Here is a 22200-nt window from a genome sequence, read left to right as displayed (position 1 = left end):
ACCAACTGAGACATACGTGTTGTGGGTGTCCGCGCAAGAGGGAGACCCGCGATGTCTTACCAGGTTGGGCTCGATCTCGGATCCGCAGGCACCACGGTCGCCACCGACCGCGGTGTCACCACCAGCACCGTCCGGCGCCGGCACGCCGCGGCCAGGGAAGTCACGAAGATCCTCGACGACCTCGCGGAACGGCACGGGGAGCCGCCGAGCCGGGTCGCGATGACGCATCCGCTGACCTGGCCGCACGAGTACCTCGAACAGTTCCGCAACGACCTGATCGACGAGGGGCGCGCGGACGTGTTGTTCGTGCCGGCACCGCACGCCGCCGCGATCGCGTTCGACGACAACGCGCAGATGCCGGAGCACAGCACGGTCGCGGTGTTCGACTTCGGCGCCACCGGTTGTGACATCACGTTGCTGCGCAAGCAAAGCGTGTTCCTGCTGACCGGACGGCCGGAGCGGGTCGAGATCGGCGGGTTCGACCTCGACGACCTCGTCGCGGAGCACGTGATCGCGAAGATCCGGGCGCACAGCCCAGAGCTCGTGCGCAGCTGCGTCGAGGCGAAGGAACTGCTCGGCAGCTATCCCGAGGTGCGGATTCCGGTGGTGGTCGACGCCGAGGTCCGCGAGATCAGGCTCAGCAGGCTGGAGTTCGAGTCGATCATCCGGCCGTCCGTCGAACTCGTCGTGGACGCGCTGGAACGCGTCGTTCGCACCGCGGGTCTGTGCGTGCCGGACGTCATCCTGCTCGTCGGCGGGTCGGCACGGATTCCGTTGGTGGTCAAGGAGATCGCGGAACGGCTGCACATCCCGGTGCTGCGGGCACCGGACGGCGCGGCCGCGATGGGCGCGCTGCTCGAGGCCAAGCAGCTGGAACCCGAGCCGTCCGAGGAAACGACCGTCTACGTGCCGGTGCCGCGCGAAGAGGAGAAGTCGAAGCGGCGGATTCCGACCACGCCGTTCATCGCCATGGGACTGCTCGTGGTCATCCTCGGAGGAGGGTGGGCCGCGCACGAGGCCATGGACCGGCCGAAGGTGCAGGTGGAGACCACCAGCGTCGTGCTCAAGCCGCCCGGGACCGCGGAACTGCCCCGGATCAGCGGCTGAGCGCGCGGATCTCCTTCAACGTCCGGTCGATCTCGTCCGGCGTGTTGAGGATCGCGGTGCCGATCCGCGCGTACGGGATTCGGTAGGCAGCCGTGGTGATCTGGATGCGCTTCTGCTCCAGCCGCGCCGCGACCTCGTTGCCGGTCTGCCCGGCGACGTCGAAGCACACCAGGCCCGCGGACATCCGCGGGTCGCGCGGGGTGTGGATGACGACGCCGGGGATCTCGGCGAGCCCGTCCTTGAACCTCGTGGCCAGCTCGGTGATCCGGGCCGCCACGCGGTTGCGGCCGAGGCGTTGCTGGAACTCCACCGCTGCCTTCACCGCGTAGTAGTGCTCGAACGCGTGGAAGCCGCCCGGCCCGAGCAACGCCGTTTCGCTGCGGTTGCTCAGGCTCGGCAGCAGCGGCACGATCTGGTTGCTCACCTGCGGGTTCACCCAGACCATGCCGGTGCCGCGCGGCCCGAACAGCCATTTGTGCGTGCCCGCGACGAACACGTCCGCACCCATTCGCGCCGCGTCGTCGTCGACCGCAGCCAGTCCGTGCACGCCGTCGACGACGAGAAGGCAGCGATCTTCCGGTTTGCGGCCGTTGTTGGCTTCGGCGACGACCTGCGCGCACGCCCGTACCGGCATCTTCACGCCAGTGCTCGACTGCACCCAGGTGACGCCCACGGCCCGTGTCTGCGGTGTGATCGAGTTCCGCAGCCTCGACGCGACCTCGTCCTCGGTGACCTTCGCCGAACTCTCGTAGAGCGTGCCGATCCTGACCTTCGCGCCGACCCGTCCCGCTGCGAGCTGGGCGGCCTGCTGGTGCCACGAGTGGTCCTGGTCGCTGAGCAGCAGCTCCTGGTCCGGGCGCAGTTTCAGGCCGCCGTAGACGATCGAGAGCCCGATGGTCGTGTTGGGCACGAACGCGATGTCGCCGGGGCCGCCGCCGACGTACTGCCCGAGCGCGACGGCGACCTCCTGTGCCTGGCCGGTCATCAGGTCGTGCGAGTTGGCGTCGAGCTTGCGCTTGAAGCTCTCGATCGCGTTGCGGACCTCCCGCGGGTTCGACGCCAGGTAGAACAGCCCCAGGTTGATCAGCGCCGGGTCCAGCCGGAACTCGCGGCGCACGGCACCCCAGTCCACTCCCTGCGCGGCCGACGCGGCGGTCGGCGTGACGGCGAGAAGCCCGGTCCCCACGAGGAAGTCACGACGATCCATGCCTTCCATAGAACCGTTCCCGGACGTCGTTGGACAGCGGTTTCTGGTCCGGAGCGAACGGAATTCCGGTGTTCAGCGCCTTGGCCCCGATCGTGAACAACTCGCCGAGCATGCTCACCCCGATGGACAGCTGCGTCGGCGCGTGCCCGCCGATGAGCAGCCCCAGCCCCACGCTCACGCCCAACGACGTCACCCACACGAGCAAGGTCCACGGCGTGTAGCGCTGCCACAGGTGCCCGTCGCGTTCGAACAGCCTGATCGTCATCCCCCGGAACGCGCCGAACGCGAACCCGGCGAAGAGCGGCAGCAGGTAGATCAGGTGGAACTCCTCCACGGCGCGGATGCCGAAGAACAGCAGGAACGCGGGCGGCGCGAGGAGGTCCCTGGCGTTGAGCGGCTCGCCGATGAACCTGCGCACCAGCACGTACAGCACACCTGCCGCGATCAGCGCATACGTCATTGCATCCCCCTTAGTAGCATGACCCTGCTACTTAAACTAGCAGGGTCATGCTACAAAAGGGAGGTGTCACCTCGAGTCGTCGATCCCGCCGCCCGCCGCCAGGCCGTCGCCGAGGCGGTGTTCCGCGTGGTCGTCCGGGATGGCGTCGAGCAGGCCTCATTGCGCAACGTGGCTGTGGAGGCGGGCCTGGCCATCGGCTCGATCCGGCACTACTTCGACAGCCACGACGACATGATCATCTTCGCCGTCGAAGCCCTGATCCAGTCGATCGACCAGCGCGTCATGGACCACGTGCGGTCGCTAGCGGACCCCACGGACCTCCGTCGCCCGGCCGAACGCGTGCTGTCCGAGGTCCTCCCGCTCGACGACCGCCGGCGCGACGAGGCCGTGCTGTGGCTGGCCTTCGCGACCGCTGCCCGCACCCGGCCGTCACTGTTGCCACATGCCGAACGGCTCTACGACGGGCTGCGCGCGTTGTGCCATCGGGCGCTGACCGTGATGTCCGAGGCCGGCACCGTGGCCGCCGACCTCGACATCGCGCTGGAGACCGACCGGCTGGCGTCCCTGCTGAACGGCCTCACCGTCGACGGCGTGCTGCACCCGGACCGGATGACGCCGGATCTCACGGTGTCGGTGCTGCGCCGGCACCTCGACTCGCTGCGGTAGCTTCCACGACCCAGACCGGCAGTTCGGGCAGGTCGTTGACGCCGGTCAGGACGATGACGTCCCGCTCGAACCTGGTGATCTCCCAGCCTGCGCTTTCCAGTGCGGACCGCAGTTCGGGCTCGGTCACGTCGAACGGGCTTCCCTCGACCGCGAGCGAGGTCAGGTTCAGCAACGCGCCGTCCACTGCCGCGTTCCGCAGGGCCGCAGCCAGGCCTGGGCGCTGTTCTCCCGGCACGCAGTGGATCAACGCGCTCGCCAGCACGGTGTCGAACCGCCCGGTGAACGCCGCCGAGTCGCCCACCACCCACTCGACGTCGTCACCTCGGGTGCGAGCCGTCTCGATCGCGGTGGGCGCGATGTCCACCGCGGTCACCCGCAGCCCGCGCGACGCCAGGAAGATCGCGTTGTCCCCGGTGCCGCACCCCGCGTCCAGCACGTGCCCGCGGAACCGTCCTGCCCTCTCCCACTCCACGACGACCGGCTGGGGCGCCCCGATGTCCCACGGCACGCCGACGTGCGGCATCCCCTCGACCAGTTCGCCGCCCCGGTAGAACTCCTCGAAATCAACCATGCGACCAAGATTGGCGGCACCGGGGCAAATCCATCGGCCACTTGCGCAAATGCGGCGGAATCTGGCACCAACTACCGTCCGACAGGTGGAATCCATCGATCAGAGGCTCGTCCACGCGCTGCAGATCGACGGCCGCGCCCCGTTCGCGAAGATCGCCGGCGTCCTCCGGATCTCCGAGCACACGGCTGCTCGCCGCTACCACCGGCTCAGGGAACGCGGCATCAGGGTGCGGGGCGCGCTCAACCGGTTCCGGCTCGGCCACCACGCGTGGACGCTGCGGCTGCGCTGCACCCCGGATGCCGGGCCGACGCTGGCGCAAGCGCTCGCGCAGCGCCCGGACACCTTCTGGGTGCACCTGATGTCCGGCGGCACCGAGATCTCCTGCCTCCAGCAAGTCGAGAGTCCGGACGAACTGCTGCTGGATCGCCTCCCCAGACGCCTGGTGGACGTGAGCGCCCACAACATCCTGCGCGGCTTCGCGTCGCCCGGCACCTGGCGCGGCATCGCATGCCTCACCGACGAAGAAGTCGCCGCGCTGAAACCGGAGTTCGCACCAGAACCGCCGACCGAGCTCACGGACCTCGACGAAGCGCTGCTCGCCACCCTCGCGGCCGACGGCCGCGCCGGGTACGCCGAGCTCGCGACCAGAGCCGGCACGTCCGAGTCGACCGCCCGCCGACGGGTCGAGCACCTCAGGCGAACCGGGGTCCTGGAGTTGCAACTGGACGCCGACCCCGCCCAGCTGGGCTTCCCCACCCAGGCCAGGCTGTGGATGCGCGTGCAACCCCAGCACCTCAAGGCGGCAGGCGCGGCCCTGTCCACCCATTCCGAGGTGTACTTCGCCGCTGCCACCACGGGCCCGGCGAACCTGGTCGCCAGCGTCACCTGCCGCAGCAGTGGCGACCTCTACCACTACCTGACCGAACGCATCGGCGGACTCGCCGGTGTGCGCGAGTTGGAGACCGCTCCAGTGCTGAGAACGCTGAAACGTGTCGCGATCAACGAGGAATGAGGCATTCTCGTAGCCGCACCGAAATTCACTGGGGGATGGGGGTGTGAGCGTGAGCGCGCTCGTACTGGGGCCGATCGAGGTGTGGGTCGGGGATAGACAGGTCAATCTCGGCGGACCGAAGCCGAGAACGTTGCTGGCCGCGTTGTTGTTGCAACCACGTCAGGTCGTGCCGGTGGAACGGCTGATCGACCTGATCTGGGATGAGTCACCGCCACAGACGGCGGGCGCGTTGGTGCACACCTACGTGTCGTCGTTGCGGCGTGCGGTCGGCCAGTCGCTGGTCACCAGGGCCCGGGGATATCTGCTGGACCTGGACAGCGACGTGGAGCAGTTCACCGAACACCTGGCCACGGCGCGGCAGGCGGAACGGGCGGACGATCCCGCCACGGCGATCACGCACTACCAGCACGGGCTCGCGTTGTGGCGCGGACCCGCGTTGCACGGCGTGGAGGCGCAGTTCGCCCGTGGACACGCGATGGCGCTGGACGAGTCCAGGCTGAGCGCCGAGGAAGGGCTCAGCCGGTGCGAGATCGCGCAGAACCGGGTCGAGGACGCCATCGCGCGGTTGTCCGCGCTGGCGAACGCGCACCCGGCGCGTGAGGACACGCGCGAGCTGTTGATGAGGGCGTTTCATCGCGCTGGACGGCAGGCGGACGCACTCACCGTGTACCGCGACGCCCGCGAGTACCTGCTCGACGAACTCGGCATCGAGCCGGGGGAGAAGCTGCGGGACCTGCAGACGGCGATCCTCAACGGCACGCTCGAGTCCGCGCCGAGGACCGTGATGGTGGTCGCGCCGCCGGTGGTCACCACGCAGCCGGTCGTCCCGCACCACCTGCCGCCCGACATCAGCGACTTCACCGGACGGCAGGAGGCGTTGAAGCAGGTCCTCGCCCTCACCGAGACGCGCGGGGAGAGCACGGCGACACCGACCGTGGTGGTGTCCGGGTTCGGCGGGGCAGGCAAGTCCGCGTTGGCCGTGCACGCCGCGCACCTGTTGCGGAAGGTGTACCCGGACGGGCAGCTGTTCGCGGATCTGCGGGGCGCGGGCCGGGATCTGGAACCGCAGGAGGTGCTCGGGCGGTTCCTCGGGCTGCTCGGCGTTCCCGGCCAGGACCAGCCCTCGGCACCGGACGAGCGGGTCGAGCTCTACCGGCGCACGGTGGCCGAACGGCGGCTGGTGATCGTGCTCGACAACGCCCGCAGCGAGGCGCAGGTCCGGCCGTTGTTACCGGGCAACGTGAACTGCTTCGTGATCATCACCAGCCGCAGCAGGCTCACCGGGCTGGAGGGGGCCGAGCCGATCGAGCTGGGGTTCCTCAGCGACGAGATCAGCGGGGAGATGCTCGGCCGGATCGTCGGCGCCGATCGCATCGGCGCGGAACCCGAAGCGGCGCAACGGATCGCGCGGTTGTGCGGTGGGGTGCCGCTGGCGTTGCGAGCAGCGGGCGCGAAGTTGCTGGCGCGGCCGCACTGGCCGTTGAAGACGCTCGCGAAGAGGTTGTCCGACGAACGGCGAAGGCTCGACGAGCTGGAGATGGGCGACCTCGCGATCCGGTCGTCGCTGAAGCTCAACTACGCCGAACTGGACGCGGACCACCGCAAGGCCTTCCACCTGCTGTCGTTGCTCGACCTGCCGGACTTCGGCGCGTGGGTCGCGGCACCGTTGCTCGACATCTCGCCGTATGACGCGGAAGACGTCGTGGAGCATCTGGTGGATCTACGGCTGGTGGACGTCGCTGGGGTCGACCAGATCGGACGGGTGCGCTACCGGTTTCACGACCTGGTGCAGCTCTTCGGTGCCGAGCAGGCCGCGGACGAACCCGCGACGGAGGCGGTGACGCGCCTGCTGGAGACGTGGCTCGCGCTCGTCGAGACCGGCGTGAAGAAACTGCCGCGGGTGACGCTGGGGCTGCGGCCGCGGCTCCTCACCGAGGTGGAGCCGGATCCGCGGCTCCAGGAGGACGTCGAGGAGGACCCGACCGGCTGGCTGCACTCCGAGACGGACGCGGTGGTGCGGGCCGTCGAACGCGCGCACGACCTCGGCGTCGACGAGCTGACCACGACCGTGATCACGTCGCTGCTGTCGTCGCCTTTCGCGGCACGCAACGAGTTCGGCAACTGGCAGCGCACGCACGAGGTGGCGTTGCGGTCCGCGCGTGAACGCGGCAACCGGCGCGCTGAGGCGGTGTTGCTCGCCGGGCTGGGGCAGTTGCGGTACGAGCAGGACGACTTCGCCGCGGCGCTGGCGAACTTCCAGCAGGCGGCGGACATCGCGGCCGCCATCGACGAACGGGCGACGCTCGCGGTCGCGTACGTCGGCATGGGCACGGTCCGGCGCGACCTGGCGGAGTTCGGCGTGGCCCGCGAGCTGCTCGACCAGGCGATCGCGTTGGGGGACAACGAGGTCGTCGCGGCGGCGAGTTACGGCGTCGGCGCGATCCACTGCGATCACGGCGATCTGGCCGAGGCCGCGCGAGCGTTCGAACGGTGTGTGGCGCTCTACCGGGCCGAGGCGGACAAGCGCGGGGAAGCCTTGGCGTTACGTGGGTTGAGCCTGTGTCACCGGGCGGCGGGGACGTTCGCGATGGCGGTCGAGTTCAGCCGGGAAGCCGAGCAGATCCTGCGCGAGGCCGGGGACGAGCTCGGCGCCACGTACGCGGCTCAGTCGGTGGCGAAAGCGTCGTTGCGCGCGGGCGAACTCGACGACGTCGACGAGCTCCTGGCCGAGTGCCTGGAGGTCTGCACCCGGCAGCGCGACAGGTTCGGTGTCGCGTTGATGACCAGGACGCTGGGCGAGGTCGCGCTGGCGCAGGGCCGAGACGAGGAGGCTGCGGCACTTCTGGAGGACGCGCTGAGCCAGTGGACGACGCTGGGGTTGCCGATCTGGCGCGCACGCACGATGCGCGACCTGGCAGCGGCCGTGCACGACGACGAGATGTGGTTGCGGGCGAAGGAGTTGTTCGCCCGGCTCGGCGCACGTGAGGCCGGCGAACTGGAAGGGCTGAGCGCCGAGGAATGGCGCTCAGCCCTTTAGGTCAGGACAGGCGCGGGGCGTCCACGGCCCAGTACCAGTTGTTGCCGGCGTCGAAGAGCCGCCAGGACACCTTGGCGGTGCGGGCACCCGACGGGACGGCCACGTTCAGCGAGATCTGCTGGACGAGGCCGTTCGCGTCGTGGGTGCGGACGATCTGTTCGGGGCCGCCGTCGAACGACACGGACACCGTGCCGCGCTGCGTGCCCTCCTGCAGGTAGTGCGACACGTACTCCAGCTTCACGCTCGACTTGCCCGTCACGTCGTAGGCGGGTGAGGCGAGCGTCGAGTCGAACTTGCCGCGTGCGGACGGCGAACCCTTGTCGTCCCACTCGTCCGGGTCCGCGACCGCGAAGACGCCACGCGCACGCACGTTCGCCTCACGCGACTGCGACGGAGCCGTGCGGGTCCAGAAGTCGTCGGTGGTGAACGACCAGCCCTGCCACTCCGCGACGCCCTGCGGCATCGAGGACGCCGTGGTCACCGTCCAGCCCGCCGGACCCTGGTGCGTCCAGCCCAGCACCGAAGCCGGCACCCCGGTTTCGTCCTGGCGCGGCTTCAGCGTCGCAGAGTCGAACGGGTCGACCGGCGCGGTGCCGATCGCGCAGCCGTCCAGCGCCGCAGGCACACCGAGGTGCTGCAACGCGGAAGCGGCCACGTCCACCAGCTTCGGCGCCACCGCCGGGCGCGCCGACCCGGTGGAGATCACGAACGTCATCCGCTCCTCCGGCGAGTCACCGCCGTGGCCGCCCGCCGCCGTGTGGCCGTGGTCGGTGGTGATCATGATCAGCCAGTCCTCCGACGCGTACGACGACCGCGACTCGATGGCCTTGACCAGACGGCCGACCTGCGCGTCGTTGGTGCGCATCGCGGCGGCGTACTGCGAGGAGTCCGCACCGCTGTTGTGGCCCGCGATGTCGATCTGGCCGAGGTAGACGAACGACGCGTCAGCCGCGTTGGTGCGAAGGTGCTGCTCCGCGTCAACGGTGATCTTCTCGTCCGAACCGGTGTAGCCGGCGGTGTCGCCGTCCAGCACGTACTTGCGGTCCTGGCCGCCGCGCAGGATCTGGTCGCTGATCGGCTTCCAGTCCACCGCCGCGTACGTCGACAGCGCCGGGTTCGCGGTGTTGGCGCGCTCGAGCCAGCTCGAATACGAAGTGAGGGCGTTGCCGGAGAAGGAGTTGTCCTTGACCTTGTGCTTGTCCGGCCACACGCCGGTGAGGACGGTCGACCAGCCGGGGCCGCTGGAGGTCTGGGCCATGCCCGACCCGTACAACGCGCTGCGGGCGCCGTAACCGCGGTTCAGCAGCGCTTTGATGTTCGGCGTGTCAGCGGACAGCAGCTTGTCGTAGCGGGCACCGTCGAGGCCGATCACGAGGACTTTCGGCGTCTTCGCGGGTGCCGCGACGGCGGCCGGGGAGATCAGCAGCAGGGGCAGAAGCAACGCAAGAGCAGCTCTTGTCATGACAAGCAGACTTGCGGTCTGAAACCGTCTTCAGCAATGGAGTGCGTCTTAAGTTCATCCGGGCTTTGACGGTTGTCAGTACAAGTTCACTGCCTGGCCGTCACCTGCACGTCGCGCGCGGTCAGCTCGACGCCGCACTCAGTGCACTCGACCTTCGCTCGCACGCCGCCGCCGCAGTCGCGGTGGTGCAGGTGGAACGACTCGTCCTCTTCTTCGGGGGCCATCCACTTCTCGCCCCACGTGCGCAGCGCCATCAGCACTGGGTAGAGGTCGCGCCCCTTCTCCGTGAGGCGGTACTCGTGCCGTGTGCGGCCCTCGTGCTGATACGGCACACGCTTGAGCACGTCCTCCTGCAGCAGCACGTTGAGCCGGTCGGTCAGCACGCTGCGCGAGATGTCCATCGTGGACTGGAAGTCCTCGAAGCGGCGGGTCCCCAGGAAGACCTGGCGGAGCAGCAGCAGCGTCCAGCGCTCGCCCAGCAACGCGGCGGGGCGGCCCAGGGTGCAGGGCAGGCTGGCGAAACTCGCGTACGACATGAGCCCAGGATATCCCTTGCGTTCGTTTTTCGAACTCAGCTACAGTTCGGATTCCGAACTCAGAGGGGTCGATCCTCATGCGCGTCACCGAGCTCAACCGCGATACCGCTGGAGAAGCTGTCGACGCGGTGTTCGAAGGACTGTCCGCCCGAAGCCGCTACCTGCGGTTTCACTCGCCAACGCCCCGGCTGACCGCCTCGGCCCGCCGGGTGCTGACCGACGTGGACGGCGAACGGCATGCCGCCGTGTGCGCCCGGATCGGCGGCGACCCGGTCGGCATCGCGAGGTTGATCAAGACCGGCGAGTGCGGTGCCGAGATCGCCGTGGCCGTCGTCGACCTGTGGCAACGCCGTGGCGTCGGGCGCCGGTTGCTGGAGGAACTGACCGCGGTCGCGGCCAGGATGGGCGTCGCGGAACTGCACGGCGACGTGCTGCCGGACAACGAGGGCATGCTCGCCCTGGTGCGCAGGGTGCTGCCCGGCGTGCGGCTGACCAGGGAAATCGACACGATTCAGCTGAGCTACCCGCTGGCGTGGGTGACCGCGGAGATCACGGACGCCGACCTTATAGAGAGCTTGCAGAACATTTAGAGGTCGTGCCGCGACGATGGCCGTGTGACCACCGCACGTTCCGCCGGACGTCTGATCAGCCGCTCCGAGATCGTGGAGCGCGCCTGTTCGTGGTTGCGCGACTCGGTCCCGTACAGCCAGACGAAGTTCCACCAGAACGAGTACGGCATCTACCGCGCCGACTGCTCGGGCTTCGTGTCGATGGCCTGGGGGCTGCCGGGCAAACCGGAGGACCGGTACGGCGGGCTCGACACCCCCGGCCTGGCCGTGGTGAGCAGCCTGATCCCGCCCGCCGAGCTGCGGGCGGGCGACGTGCTCATCCGCGCGGACGGCACCAACCTCACCCGGCACGTCGTGATCTTCGCGGCGTGGGCGGAGGAACCCGGCCGGTACTGGGCGTACGAACAGGCCGGTGGGCAGCGCACCCGGCTGCGCGCCGTCACCTATCCGTACGAGACGGAGCCAGGGCTGTACGTGCCGCGCCGCTACCTCAGCGTCGACGAACCGTGAGTTCGAGGCGGCCGCACGGGCGGAGTTCGCTGCCCGAGCGTTCGGCCGGCTCTTCACGGTTGACCGTCGAGGGCTGCGGCGCCGAGTCCGCGCGAGCACCGGCTCCCCCTCGCCACCAGGTCACCTACGCCGTGCAACCGTTCCGCGACCGCCAGTTCAAGATCGTCGCTGAACCGGGCGATGAGCCCGAAGTCGGTCCGTTCGACCGGACCAAAACTTCACATCATCTTGCTACGGTGACCGGCATGAAGTCGTGGGGGATGTTGGCGGTCGCCGCAGCGGCCATCACGTTCGGCTCGACGCTGGCCATGCCAGACGTCGCGGTCGCTGCTGCCGAGGGCGGGGTGGTCTGCGGAACGTACGAGGCCAACTCCAAGATCACGCGCACTGAGATCCTGGCGCGCTCGCGCACGTGGATCAGCGCCCGTGTGCCGTACAGCCAGGCCGACTGCTTCGGCAACAAGTACGGCGCCTACCGCACCGACTGCTCCGGCTTCGTCTCGATGGCCTGGGGCCTGCGCATCTCCTACACGACCCACATCCTCGAGCAGGTCGCGCACCGCATCGACTGGGCGGACCTCCGTCCCGGTGACGCTCTCAACGACCGCGAGAACCACGTCGCGCTGTTCATCGGCTGGGCGGACGCGGCCAAGACGCGGCCGATCGTGCGCGAGCAGGCAGGGCCGGACGGCAGCCGTCCGGTGCAGCGGGTGTGGAGCGCCAGCACCGCCAAGCGGTACGTGCCGCTGCGCTACAACGGCCTGGTCGAGGCCGGTGGCACCGCCACCAGCGACACCCCGGTCACGGACAAGCCCGTCGTCAACGCCGGCCCGCAGATCTCCAACACCGGTCAGCAGCAGCTGGAGATCTACGCGCGCGCCGCGGACGGCACGATCATCACGAACTTCCACAAGACGAGCCGCTGGAACGGCTGGCAGCAGCTCGGCCCCGAGCTCTTCGGCAGTGACCCGGTCGCGCTGATGAACCCGGAGACGAAGATCGTCGAGGTGTTCGCACGCGGCACCGACGGCATGGTCTACCGCCGCGTCGACGGCAAGTGGGTCGCGCTCGGCGACACGGCCGTCGCGGGCAACCCGGTGCTCAACTGGAACGCCAAGAACAAGGCCGTCGAGGTCTTCGCCCGTGGTGCCGACGGAACCCTGCTGAGCTTCACGGACAAGTGGGCGCCGGTCGGCGACCGCAAGATCCAGGGCGACCCGGCCGTCATGGACAAGGACGTCTACGCGCGTTCCTCCGACGACAAGCTCGTCAAGTGGGACGGCACCTCCTGGCAGGACCAGGGTGACACCAAGATCGTCAGCGACCCGCGCGTCGCCGTCGACCAGGTCTTCGTCCGCAGCGCGTCCGGCAGCGTCGAGCAGTACGCGGCGGGTGTCTGGAAGTCGCTCGGCGGCAAGGGCACCGGCGCGCCGTCGGCGGTGTTCAACTCGACGACCGGCTCGATCGACGTCGTGCAGCTCGGTGAGGGCGGCATTGTCGAGCACTCCCGCGCCACCGCCAACGGCTGGACCACGTGGGCCAAGCTCGGCAACACCAAGGTCTCCGAGGCGCCGAACGCGATGTACCACGCGCAGACGAAGACCGTCGAGGTCTTCGCCCGCACCGACGACGGCAAGCTGATCCGCCGCTTCTACAAGGAGAAGGCGGGCTGGAGCCAGTGGGCGCTGCTGAGTGACCGCGGCATCAGCTGATTGACGAACGAAAAGGGGCGGCGACTCACTCGAGTCGCCGCCCCTTTTTGGTTCCTCAGCAGTGGGTGAAGACGTTCTTCGCTGCTTCCGTGCCCTTGGCCTGGTCGCCCGCGATGGCGGCCGACCTCAGCTCACGTGCCGCGTCACGGCACTGCTGCGACGTCGCCGCGTCCGCCTCGGCCTTCTTCTGCGCGCTCTCGGCCTGCTTCTGCGCGTCCGAGGCCCGCAGTGCGTCGTCCTTGCTGTCCTTGGCCTTCTTCGTGAGGTCCACGGCTTCCCGGTCCTTGGTCTCGATCTGCTTCGTGAGGTCGGCGGAGTGCGCCTTCTCCACGAAGAAGAGCGCGCCGAACGCTCCCGCCGCGCCGAACAGCAGCACGGTGAAGATCGCGAGCACGACCACGCCGGCCCTCTTCGGCTTGGGAGGGACCGGTGCCGGCATCGGCGCGGCGAACTGCTGCGGCGGCGCGAAGGCGGGAGGCGTGTACACCTCGAACTCCGGTCCGGCGGGCTGGACCTCCGGCTGCACGACGGTGTCCGCGGGCCGGACCTCGGGCTGGACTTCCGGCTGCGCCGCGGTGTCCGCAGGCTGCTGCGGGTCGAAAACTGGACTGGTCATGATTCCCCCAAGGAATTGCCCCTTGCGGCTATCATCGCCGCCCGGTCAACGCCGTTACGTGAGGCGTCCCACAGCGTCGATGACCAGGGCGAAGAACCTGTCCACGTCCAGCCCCACGGCCACCCGCGCGTTCGGCTCCCGCCCGAGCCTGCCGTGCAGATCCACCACGGTCGCGCCGCGCGTGAACGTCCCCGTGGTCTCGATTCCCACGAACGCCTCGACGCACGTCACCAGCGTCGGATCGATCACCCGCGCGACCGCCACCGGGTCGTGCAACGGCGGCGCCTCGAACCCGAACACCTCGCGGTAGGTCGCCGCGAAGAACGTCATCAGGTCCCCGCACATGCGTCCCAACGGCCCCAAAGCGTTCAACTGCGCCACCACCGACGGCGTCACCAGCGCCTGATGCGTCACGTTTACCCCGATCATCGTGAGCGGCACACCGCTGTTGAAGACGATCGCGGCCGCCTCCGGGTCGACGTAGATGTTGAACTCCGCGTACGGCGTGGTGTTGCCGCGCTCGGTCGATCCACCCATGAGCACGATCTCGCGCACGGCAGAAGGTCCGTACCGAGTCAGATAGGCAGCCACGTTCGTCAACGCTCCCGTGGCGACCAAGGTGGCCGGCATGTGCGCCTGCATGACGTCGATCGCGTGCTCCTCGACCACGTCGACAGTGATCGAGCCGAACGCCGGGCCGTCCATTCCGGACTCGCCGTGGATGTCCTCCGCCACGTACAGCGGGCGCACCAACGGCCGGGCGCAGCCCCGCGCTATCGGCACCGAAATTCCGGCCGCCGAACAGATCCTTTGCGCGTTTAACGTGACCTTGTCGAGCGTCTGGTTCGCGGCGACGGTCGTGATCGCGCGGAGGTCGATCTCGGGCGAGCCGGCAGCCAGCAAGATCGCGATCGCGTCGTCGTGGCCGGGGTCGCAGTCGAGCACAACAGGGGTGGGCATGGCCCCTTCATACGGGCGTCAACCATTCATGTCCATGAAACGAAAGAAAAGGTTTTCGCGAACCCTTGACGAGGTCAGGGCCGGTGCGGCTAGCGTGTGGAAACCGTTTACCGGGGAGGTTCTGATGGCCCGCAGGCGCTATGCCGTGGTCGGCACGGGATCGCGAGCCGAGCGGCACATCCACGCCATCGCGGTCGAGCACGCCGACACCTGCGAGCTCGTCGCGTTCGCCGACGTGAACCGCACCCGGATGGACGTCCACAACGACCGGCTCGCTGAGCAGGGGGTCGAGCCGGTCCCCACGTACGACGCCGGTGACTTCCTCAAGATGCTCGACGAGCAGCGGGTCGACGTGGTGGTGGTGACCACCGTCGACCGCTTCCACGACACGTACATCGTCGAGGCGCTCGACGCCGGTCGCGACGTCGTGACAGAGAAGCCGATGACGACGGACGTGCCGTCGGCCGGCAAGATCCTGGACGCGGTGCACCGCAACGACGGCAACGTCACCGTCACGTTCAACTACCGCTACAACCCGATCCACGAGAAGGTCCGCGAACTGCTCGCGGACGGCGCTGTCGGCGAGATCGGGTCCGTGCACTTCGAGTGGCTGCTCGACACCCGGCACGGCGCCGACTACTTCCGCCGCTGGCACCGCGACAAGGCCAACTCCGGCGGTCTCATGGTGCACAAGGCGACGCACCACTTCGACCTGCTCAACTGGTGGGTCGGCTCGGTGCCCGAAACCGTGTACGCGCACGGCCGATTGTTCTTCTACGGCGCCGAAAACGGTGAGCGCCACGGTTACGCCCGCGACGACCGGTTCGCGATGAAGCTTGAGCAGAACGACTGGCTCAAGAAGCTCTACCTCGACGCACAGCACGAGGACGGTTACCGCCGCGACCAGAACCCGTTCGAACCCGGTGTGTCCATTGAGGACGACATGTCGGTGCTCGTGCGCTACGCCAGCGGTGCGAACCTGACCTACCACCTCACGGCCTACTCGCCGTGGGAGGGCTACCGGCTGATGGTCAACGGCAGCAAGGGGCGGCTCGAACTGGAGGTCTGCGAGAACTCCTGGGTGTCGAGCCAGAACCCGACGGTGCACGGCGTGAACGCCAACCCGGAGGAGGGGTGGGCGAAGCTCTCCGTGCAGCGCCTGTTCGAGGAACGCGAGGAAATCCCGCTGGAGTACGACCGGGACGGTCACGGTGGCGCGGACCAACGCATGGTCGACGCGCTGTACGGGCCGCCCGGGCAGGAAGACCCGTTGGGACGCAAGGCAACGCACTACGACGGCACGTTCTCGCTGCTGACTGGTTTCGCCGCCAACCGCAGCTTCGAGACCGGGGAACCGGTCCACGTCGTCGACGTCATCGATCTCCGATGAGAGGAAATCTGTGGAAGCGCACAAGGTTGTGGGCTTGGTGCTGGGAGCCGCGCTCGTGGCTTCCGGTTGTGGCGGCGGATCAGCGAGTGACGGCCAGGCCGAGATCAGGTTCATCTGGTGGGGCAACGACGACCGCGCCAAGGTGACGAACGAGGCGGTGAAGCTGTTCGAGAGCCGCAACTCGAACATCAAGGTCGCGACGTCGTTCCAGAACTTCCAGAACTACTTCGAGAAGCTCTCCACCGAGATCGCGGGCGGCAACGCGCCGGACGTGATCCAGATGGACTACCGCTACCTCAACGAGTACGCGGGGCGCAACGTGCTGCTCGACCTCACCCCGTACGTGGGCAAGGAGATCCGCACGGCGGACTGGAACCCCGGCTTCGTCGACAGCGGTAAGCTGGGCGGCAAGCAGGTCGCGATGCCGTTGGCGCAGAACGCCACCACGATCGTCTACGACCCGAAGCTGTTCACCGCGGCGGGCGTCGCCGAACCGAAGATCGGCTGGACCTGGGCCGACTACAAGGAGATCGCGGGCAAGATCCAGGCGAGCACCGGCGGCAAGATCGCGGGTTCCACGGACTTCGGCGGCACCGAGGACGTCTTCGAGACCTGGCTGCGGCAGCGCGGCAAGAAGCTCTATGACGACGGCAAGCTCGGTTACTCCAAGGACGACCTGAAGGCGTTCTGGCAGCTCTCCAAGGACTTCCGCGACGCCAAGGCGACGACTCCGGCGGAGTTGGTGACCACGCTGAACGCCGGCGCCGAGCAGACCCCGATGGGCAAGAAGCTCTCGGCGTCCGAGCACAGCTACGACAGCCTCTACGGCGGTTACAACACTGTGCGCCCTGACGAGCTGAAGCTCGGCCCGTATCCCAGTGACAGCAAGGAAACTCTCGGTTCTTATCGCAAGCCGTCGCAGCTGATCAGCGCCTCGGCCCGCACCAAGAACAAGGACGCGGCGGTCAAGCTGATCGACTTCCTGCTGAACGACCCGGACGCGGGCAAGATCCTCGGCGCGAACCGCGGGCTGCCGGCGAACCTGAAGATCCGCGACGCCGTGGCGCAGAACCTGAGCGGCGCCAACAAGGTGATCTTCGAGTACCAGAAGTCGGTCGACGCGAAGCTCGGTGACGCCCCGCCCGCGCCGCCCAAGGGTGACGGCACGATCTACAAGTTGATGCAGCGCAAACACGAGGAAGTCGTGTTCGGCAAGAAGACCATCGACCAGGCGCTGGACGAGTTCTGGCGCGACGCAGAAGAAGCGCTGAAGTAGCGCCGTGGTGCTCGCCGAGCGGGTCTCTCCCGCACCGGTGAAGTCGGTCGTCGAGGGCGCGCCCCCTCGGCGGCCGAACAACTCGCAGGGCGTCGCGTACCTGTTCCTCGGTCCGTGGCTGCTCGGCGCGATCGGCCTCACCGTCGCACCGATGATCGTGTCGCTGTACCTGTCGTTCACCGACTACGACCTGTTCAACGAACCGCAATGGGTCGGGCTCGACAACTACGCCAAGCTCTTCGGCGACGACCCGCGTTACCTGCAGTCGGTCGGCGTGACGCTCAAGTACGTCGTGTGGTCGGTGCCGTTGAAACTGGTGCTCGCGCTGGCTGTCGCGTTGCTGCTGAACTCGTTGCGCGGCAAGGGACAGGCGTTCTTCCGTTCGGCCTTCTACGCGCCCTCGCTACTGGGCGCCTCGGTCGGCCTGGCGCTGGCGTGGCGGGCGATCTTCGACACCTGGGTCGACACGCCGGACTACGCGTTGATCACCATCGTGCTGCTGTCCGCGTGGCAGTTCGGCGCCCCGATGGTGATCTTCCTGGCCGGGCTGCAGCAGATCCCGCGCGACCTGGTCGACGCGGCCGCGGTGGACGGCGCCGGCTGGTGGCGCCGGCTCTGGTCGATCACGCTGCCGATGCTGTCGCCCGTGCTGTTCTTCAACCTCGTGCTGGAGACGATCCACGCGTTCCAGGCGTTCACGCAGGCGTTCGTGGTGAGCGGCGGGCGCGGGGGACCGGCCGACTCGACGTTGTTCTACACGCTCTACCTGTACGAGCGCGGGTTCACGGAGTTCCGCATGGGATACGCCTCCGCGATGGCGTGGGTGCTGCTGGTGGCGATCGCGCTGATCACCGCGGTGCTGTTCCGGACCTCGCGGTACTGGGTGTTCTACGGGGACGAACGATGAAGCGGGCCGCGACCTTCCTGCTGTGCCTGGCCGCGCTGGCGCTGGTGCTGTACCCGATCGTCTGGCTGATCTCGGCGTCGCTCACCCCGGTCGAGGACCTCGTCGCGAACCTGCGGTCGCTGTTTCCCGGGCGCGTGACCACCGATGGCTACGCGGGTGCGTTGGAGGGCGCGGGCGGTGAGTCGTTCTGGACGTTCCTGGGCAACTCGACGATCGTCGCCTCCGGTGCCGTGATCGGCAACGTCGTGTCGTGCTCGCTGGCGGCCTACGCGTTCGCCCGGCTGCGGTTCCGGCTGTCCGGCCCGCTGTTCGCGTTCGCGCTGGTCACGATCATGCTGCCCGCGCACGTCACGCTGATCCCGCAGTACGTGGTGTTCCAGCGGCTCGACATGATCGACACGTTCGTGCCGCTGATCCTGCCGAAGCTGCTGGCGACCGACGCGTTCTTCGTGTTCCTGATGGTGCAGTTCATGCGCGGCATCCCGTACGAGCTGGACGAGGCCGCGAAGATCGACGGCTGCGGGCCGATCCGCAACTACCGGTACGTGGTGCTGCCGCTGTCCCGCCCGGCCATGGTGACCACGGCGATCTTCACGTTCATCTGGACCTGGAACGACTTCTTCTCGCAGCTGATCTACCTGTCGTCGACCGAGAACTACACGATCCCGATGGGGCTGCGGCTGTTCATCGACCAGACGTCGTCGTCCTCGTACGGGCCCATGTTCGCGATGTCGGTGCTGTCACTGGTGCCGATCGGGCTGTTCTTCCTGGCGTTCCAGCGGTTCCTGGTCGCCGGCGTGGCCACGACGGGGCTGAAGGGATGACCCGCGAACGGCTGGAGGTCCTCGCCGACACCCTGCTGATCGGGGTCTTCGTGTTCGTGGCATCGCTCCCGCTGGTGACCGCGTTCGCCGCCTTCGGGGCGGCGTGCGCCGTCCTGCGGGGCGGTCTTCCGGTCGGGCGGTTCTGGTCACTGCTGCGCGTCCAGTGGCTGCCGGGGGTGGTGTTCGCGGCGCTGGGGTTGGTGCTGGTGGTGGACGTCGTGCTGGTGATGACCGTGCTGCCCGCGCCGCTACCCGTTCGGGGCGCCGTGCTGGCCGCGACGTCCGCCATTGGTGCATGGATCCTGTCGCAAGCGTGTCTTGGTTGGCGCGGCGCATTGAAATTCGCAGCACCTCGGCCGATGCTGATGGCCGCGTTGGTGGTCGCCGGTGTGCTGGTGTGGGCCCTGCCTCCGCTGGCGCTGGTGATCGGCGGACCCCTGGCGCTCGCGGCGGAGTCCACCCGAGAAGGGTGAGAACGATGCGTGTTGCGCTGGTCGGCGCTCGGGGGCACGGGGCGCGGCACGTGGAGAACCTGCTCCGGCTCGGCCACGACGGGGTCGCCACCTTCGTCGGTGTCGTCGACGTGGCGGACGTGGACGTGCCGGTGCCGTCCTATCCGGACCTGCTGTCGCTGGCCGAGGAACTCCACCCCGAGATCGTGGTGATCTCCTCACCGCCTTCGACCCACCGGGATCTCGTTCTCAACGCGTTCGAGTTGGGCTGCGACGTGCTCGTGGAGAAGCCGGCGCTGCTGTCGGTGGCCGACTACGACGAGATCGGCGCGGCCGCCGCGAAGCACGGGCTGGTGTGCCAGGTCGGGTTCCAGTCGCAGGGGCTGGGCTCGTACCGGCGTCTCTGCTCGTTGATCGGCTCCGGCGCGTTGGGGGACATCTCCGGCATCGGTGCCGCGGGGCGTTGGGTGCGCACGGACTCCTACTACGAGCGCGCCACTTGGGCGGGACGGCAGGGCGAGGACGGCACGCTCGTGAACCCGTTCGCACACGCTCTGCAGAACGCCCTGCTGCTCGCCGATGTCGAGGAACGGTCGGACATCGCGGTCGAGCTGGAGCTGTTCCGGTGCCGCGACACGATCACCGCCGACGACACGGCCTGTGTCCGGGTGACGGCCGATGGCGCGCCTCCGGTCGTGGTGGCCACCACGCTGTGCGCCACGACATCGTTGCCACCGGTTGTGCTCGTGCACGGCTCGTTGGGGCAGGCCGTCTGGTGGTACGACGACGACCGGCTGACGGTCAACGACCACAAGATGGCCGTGGCGCCCTCCGTCGACCTGCTGGAGAACCTGATCCGGCACCGCCAGACCGGTGAGCCCCTCGTCGCCCCGCTGGCCGCCGCACGGGCGTTCACGTCGGTCGTCGAGCAGTGCGGCAAGGCCGACGTGCCGCTGCTGCCGGCCCGCCGCGTGGGCGACCGGGTGGTGCTGGACGGCATCGACGAGGTGGTCGTGCGCGCGGCGGAGAAGATCGCGACGTTCGACGAGCTGGGCTGCGGTTTCGGGCGGTAGTCTCCCCGCCGGGTCCGTTGTGTTCGGGGAGTGGCGTTGGACACCTACATCGACTTGAAGGACGTCCGGCTGACCGGTTTCGTCAGCCAGGGCCTCATCGCGCTGGTCGCGGCCGAGTCCGTCTGGGGCACGGTCAACGACTGGCGGGGCGGATCGTCCTCGTGGAGCTTCCTCGCCATCGTGCTGGTCGTGCCCGCGGCTGTGGCGTTCGTCATCTGGTTCCGCGCCGCCACCCACAACGCCGAGGCGATCGCCCTGCACGGCGTGCGCCTCATGCCACAGGTGTGGAAGGCCAGCGACCCCTCACAGCGAGACGTGCCGTTCGACCAGCGCGTGGCGAGCCCGCTCATCAAGCCGTGGCAGTACACGTTCCTGGCAATGGTGATGTGCGACATCCTCGAATCGCTGCTGCTCGACACACGTGCGTACGTGGTGTTCTCGACCCTGTCCACGTTGTGCGCACTGGCCGCAGCCGGCCTCGCCTGCTACCTCATCTGGCGGGTGTCGTGGATGCAACAGAGGTTCGCGGTACCCCCGCGCAAGCGCCGCTGAGTTTGCTAGACTGACTCATTGGTTGCGGTTTTGTGTTCGTGTCTTTGCACGCTCGCCGAACTTCAGTTGCGAGCGCTTCTCCTTCTTCGCGGATGGGGTAGGTCGGCTCACGACCAACCATGGAGCGGCCACACAGTGTGGCCTGCTCTTCAGCATTGAAGGAGCAGTACATGGCAAACGGCACCGTCAAGTGGTTCAACGCCGAAAAGGGCTTCGGCTTCATCGCCCCCGAGGACGGCGGCGCTGACGTCTTCGTCCACTACTCGGCCCTCAACGGCGGCGGCTACCGCAGCCTCGAGGAGAACCAGAAGGTCTCGTTCGACGTCACGCAGGGCCAGAAGGGCCCGCAGGCGACGAACGTCACCGCTCTCTGACGTTCCGAGCTTCACATCGCAGGGTCTCCGGAGTCGCTCCGGAGGCCCTGCGGTCGTTTTCACGGTCGGCGCAGCGGCTCGACGATCCGCCGCATCGCCGGGATCGGCAGTGCCGGGTTCCGGCACGCTTTGTAGAGCACCAGCAGGTTGTGGTCGCCCAGCGCCAGGTCGGTGAGCACACCGGGTGGAGTGTCCGGATCAGCCGCAGGTCTCGCGGCGCGCTCCTCCTCCGAATCCTGGACCTCCCGCGGGGTGTGGTTCGAGCTCGGTTTCTCGATCGGCGATCGCCTTTCCTCGACTGTTCTGCGCACCCACGGGTCCGGGTCGTGGGCGAGTTCGTCCACTAGATCCTCGCTCGTCGCCGGACTCCAGGCGGCGAACGCGCGGATCGCCGGCTCGGGGTCGCGTGCCAGCACCGGCAACCACTGCGGCCCCACCTGATCCACCACATGCCGGCGCACGTAGGAATCCGGATCCTGAACGAGGATCTCCGCCACGCTCTCCGGCAGGTCAGGGCGTCCGGCCACGAGCAGTCGCACCTCCACCTCGTCGTCCCTGACCAGCACTTCCATCAGCTCGACCGGGAGCGGCATCGCTTCCGCCGCCACGCTCCGTTCCGCCGGGCCGTGTGCCGTGGCCAGTTCGCGCACCAGGTCCTCGGACAGGTAGCGCCTGCCCGACGGGTAGCCCAGCGGGGCCACGTCACCGGTGCGGCGCCAGTAGCCGATCAGCAGGCCGACGATCGCGAGGGGGAGCGAGCGGCGTCTGGAGAGGTGCTCCATGACGTCCGGCAGGTCGCTCGACGCCAGCACCAGGAGAACCTCGTCCGGCGCGGACGGGTTCACCGTCAGGCCGAGACAGCGGATCCGTTGCGGATCCCTGGTCGTGATGCCGCGAAAGACCAGCTCTTTCATGTCCGGAGCGTAG

23 protein-coding genes are annotated in these 22200 nt (G+C 68.3%); 15 read left to right on the top strand and 8 right to left on the bottom strand.

All coding sequences use genetic code 11. The features are described 5' to 3' along the window. The first annotated feature begins 51 nt into the window (after positions 1 to 51). The gene (locus ACWGE0_RS28590) at positions 52 to 1107 is read left to right on the top strand and encodes an Hsp70 family protein (RefSeq protein WP_452263982.1); all 1056 of its coding nucleotides are present in this window, start codon (positions 52 to 54) and stop codon (positions 1105 to 1107) included. Here the strand turns inward: ACWGE0_RS28590 and ACWGE0_RS28585 are convergent. Beyond that, complete coding sequence (locus ACWGE0_RS28585; RefSeq protein ID WP_452263981.1) at positions 1097 to 2314, bottom strand: aminotransferase class V-fold PLP-dependent enzyme; 1218 nt, start codon at positions 2312 to 2314, stop codon at positions 1097 to 1099. The genes ACWGE0_RS28590 and ACWGE0_RS28585 overlap by 11 nt on opposite strands. Continuing rightward, the gene (locus ACWGE0_RS28580; RefSeq protein WP_452263980.1) at positions 2301 to 2774 is read right to left on the bottom strand and encodes a DUF1453 domain-containing protein; all 474 of its coding nucleotides are present in this window, start codon (positions 2772 to 2774) and stop codon (positions 2301 to 2303) included. The genes ACWGE0_RS28585 and ACWGE0_RS28580 overlap by 14 nt, the downstream gene beginning before the upstream one ends. Before the next feature lie 63 nt (positions 2775 to 2837). Between ACWGE0_RS28580 and ACWGE0_RS28575 the strand changes: the two genes are divergently transcribed. After that, entirely contained in the window at positions 2838 to 3440 is a 603-nt protein-coding gene (locus ACWGE0_RS28575) for a TetR/AcrR family transcriptional regulator (protein WP_452263979.1), read from the top strand. Here ACWGE0_RS28575 and ACWGE0_RS28570 read toward each other — a convergent pair. Beyond that, a complete protein-coding gene (locus ACWGE0_RS28570; protein WP_452263978.1) occupies positions 3397 to 4011 on the bottom strand; it encodes a class I SAM-dependent methyltransferase in 615 nt (204 codons plus the stop codon). The two genes, ACWGE0_RS28575 and ACWGE0_RS28570, sit on opposite strands and share 44 nt — an antisense overlap. Positions 4012 to 4096: 85 nt before the next feature. Between ACWGE0_RS28570 and ACWGE0_RS28565 the strand changes: the two genes are divergently transcribed. Then, a complete protein-coding gene (locus ACWGE0_RS28565; RefSeq protein WP_452263977.1) occupies positions 4097 to 5023 on the top strand; it encodes an Lrp/AsnC family transcriptional regulator in 927 nt (308 codons plus the stop codon). 49 nt (positions 5024 to 5072) lie between these two features. Further along, positions 5073 to 8060: an AfsR/SARP family transcriptional regulator gene (locus ACWGE0_RS28560; protein ID WP_452263976.1), complete on the top strand. Its 2988-nt coding sequence runs from the start codon at positions 5073 to 5075 to the stop codon at positions 8058 to 8060. 1 nt (position 8061) lies between these two features. Here the strand turns inward: ACWGE0_RS28560 and ACWGE0_RS28555 are convergent, their stop codons facing one another. Continuing rightward, complete coding sequence (locus tag ACWGE0_RS28555; protein WP_452263975.1) at positions 8062 to 9522, bottom strand: alkaline phosphatase family protein; 1461 nt, start codon at positions 9520 to 9522, stop codon at positions 8062 to 8064. An 86-nt stretch (positions 9523 to 9608) separates the two neighbouring features. Beyond that, on the bottom strand, positions 9609 to 10058 hold the full coding sequence (locus ACWGE0_RS28550) for a winged helix-turn-helix transcriptional regulator (RefSeq protein WP_452263974.1): 450 nt from the start codon (positions 10056 to 10058) through the stop codon (positions 9609 to 9611). A gap of 77 nt (positions 10059 to 10135) precedes the next feature. Between ACWGE0_RS28550 and ACWGE0_RS28545 the strand changes: the two genes are divergently transcribed. The 3 genes from ACWGE0_RS28545 to ACWGE0_RS28535 all read left to right on the top strand — a co-directional run bounded on the left by ACWGE0_RS28545 (position 10136) and on the right by ACWGE0_RS28535 (position 12849). Next, complete coding sequence (locus ACWGE0_RS28545; RefSeq protein ID WP_452263973.1) at positions 10136 to 10648, top strand: N-acetyltransferase family protein; 513 nt, start codon at positions 10136 to 10138, stop codon at positions 10646 to 10648. A 24-nt stretch (positions 10649 to 10672) separates the two neighbouring features. Further along, positions 10673 to 11137, top strand: coding sequence for a hypothetical protein (locus ACWGE0_RS28540; RefSeq protein WP_452263972.1), 465 nt, complete (start codon positions 10673 to 10675; stop codon positions 11135 to 11137). A gap of 245 nt (positions 11138 to 11382) precedes the next feature. Next, entirely contained in the window at positions 11383 to 12849 is a 1467-nt protein-coding gene (locus ACWGE0_RS28535; RefSeq protein ID WP_452263971.1) for a hypothetical protein, read from the top strand. Between the two features lie 55 nt (positions 12850 to 12904). Here ACWGE0_RS28535 and ACWGE0_RS28530 read toward each other — a convergent pair whose 3' ends face one another. Continuing rightward, on the bottom strand, positions 12905 to 13465 hold the full coding sequence (locus ACWGE0_RS28530; protein ID WP_452263970.1) for a hypothetical protein: 561 nt from the start codon (positions 13463 to 13465) through the stop codon (positions 12905 to 12907). A 54-nt stretch (positions 13466 to 13519) separates the two neighbouring features. Continuing rightward, positions 13520 to 14425, bottom strand: a complete 906-nt coding sequence (locus tag ACWGE0_RS28525) for a nucleoside hydrolase (RefSeq protein ID WP_452263969.1) — start codon at positions 14423 to 14425, stop codon at positions 13520 to 13522. Positions 14426 to 14549: 124 nt separating this feature from the next. Between ACWGE0_RS28525 and ACWGE0_RS28520 the strand changes: the two genes are divergently transcribed. From ACWGE0_RS28520 to ACWGE0_RS28485, 8 genes are all read left to right on the top strand, one after another. Next, positions 14550 to 15815, top strand: coding sequence for a Gfo/Idh/MocA family protein (locus ACWGE0_RS28520; RefSeq protein WP_452263968.1), 1266 nt, complete (start codon positions 14550 to 14552; stop codon positions 15813 to 15815). 37 nt (positions 15816 to 15852) lie between these two features. Then, on the top strand, positions 15853 to 17091 hold the full coding sequence (locus ACWGE0_RS28515; protein WP_452264053.1) for an ABC transporter substrate-binding protein: 1239 nt from the start codon (positions 15853 to 15855) through the stop codon (positions 17089 to 17091). Positions 17092 to 17098: 7 nt separating this feature from the next. Beyond that, positions 17099 to 17998, top strand: a complete 900-nt coding sequence (locus tag ACWGE0_RS28510) for a carbohydrate ABC transporter permease (RefSeq protein ID WP_452263967.1) — start codon at positions 17099 to 17101, stop codon at positions 17996 to 17998. Next, on the top strand, positions 17995 to 18822 hold the full coding sequence (locus ACWGE0_RS28505) for a carbohydrate ABC transporter permease (RefSeq protein ID WP_452263966.1): 828 nt from the start codon (positions 17995 to 17997) through the stop codon (positions 18820 to 18822). Before ACWGE0_RS28510 ends, ACWGE0_RS28505 begins: the two co-directional genes overlap by 4 nt. Beyond that, positions 18819 to 19295 (top strand): hypothetical protein, encoded by a 477-nt coding sequence (locus ACWGE0_RS28500; RefSeq protein WP_452263965.1) that lies wholly within the window; start codon positions 18819 to 18821, stop codon positions 19293 to 19295. Before ACWGE0_RS28505 ends, ACWGE0_RS28500 begins: the two co-directional genes overlap by 4 nt. A 5-nt stretch (positions 19296 to 19300) precedes the next feature. Continuing rightward, on the top strand, positions 19301 to 20347 hold the full coding sequence (locus ACWGE0_RS28495; RefSeq protein ID WP_452263964.1) for a Gfo/Idh/MocA family protein: 1047 nt from the start codon (positions 19301 to 19303) through the stop codon (positions 20345 to 20347). Positions 20348 to 20383: 36 nt separating this feature from the next. Then, positions 20384 to 20899: a hypothetical protein gene (locus ACWGE0_RS28490; protein WP_452263963.1), complete on the top strand. Its 516-nt coding sequence runs from the start codon at positions 20384 to 20386 to the stop codon at positions 20897 to 20899. 170 nt (positions 20900 to 21069) lie between these two features. Beyond that, positions 21070 to 21273, top strand: coding sequence for a cold-shock protein (locus tag ACWGE0_RS28485; RefSeq protein ID WP_086665400.1), 204 nt, complete (start codon positions 21070 to 21072; stop codon positions 21271 to 21273). Positions 21274 to 21332: 59 nt separating this feature from the next. On the opposite strand, the gene ACWGE0_RS28480 is transcribed toward ACWGE0_RS28485, so the two are convergent. Beyond that, positions 21333 to 22187, bottom strand: a complete 855-nt coding sequence (locus ACWGE0_RS28480; RefSeq protein WP_452263962.1) for a HEAT repeat domain-containing protein — start codon at positions 22185 to 22187, stop codon at positions 21333 to 21335. Positions 22188 to 22200: the final 13 nt, after the last annotated feature.

The sequence above is a fragment of the Lentzea sp. NPDC054927 genome (assembly GCF_053610285.1).
Note: the sequence above shows the minus strand (reverse complement) of the source record. Positions and strands in the feature narration are given on the sequence as shown.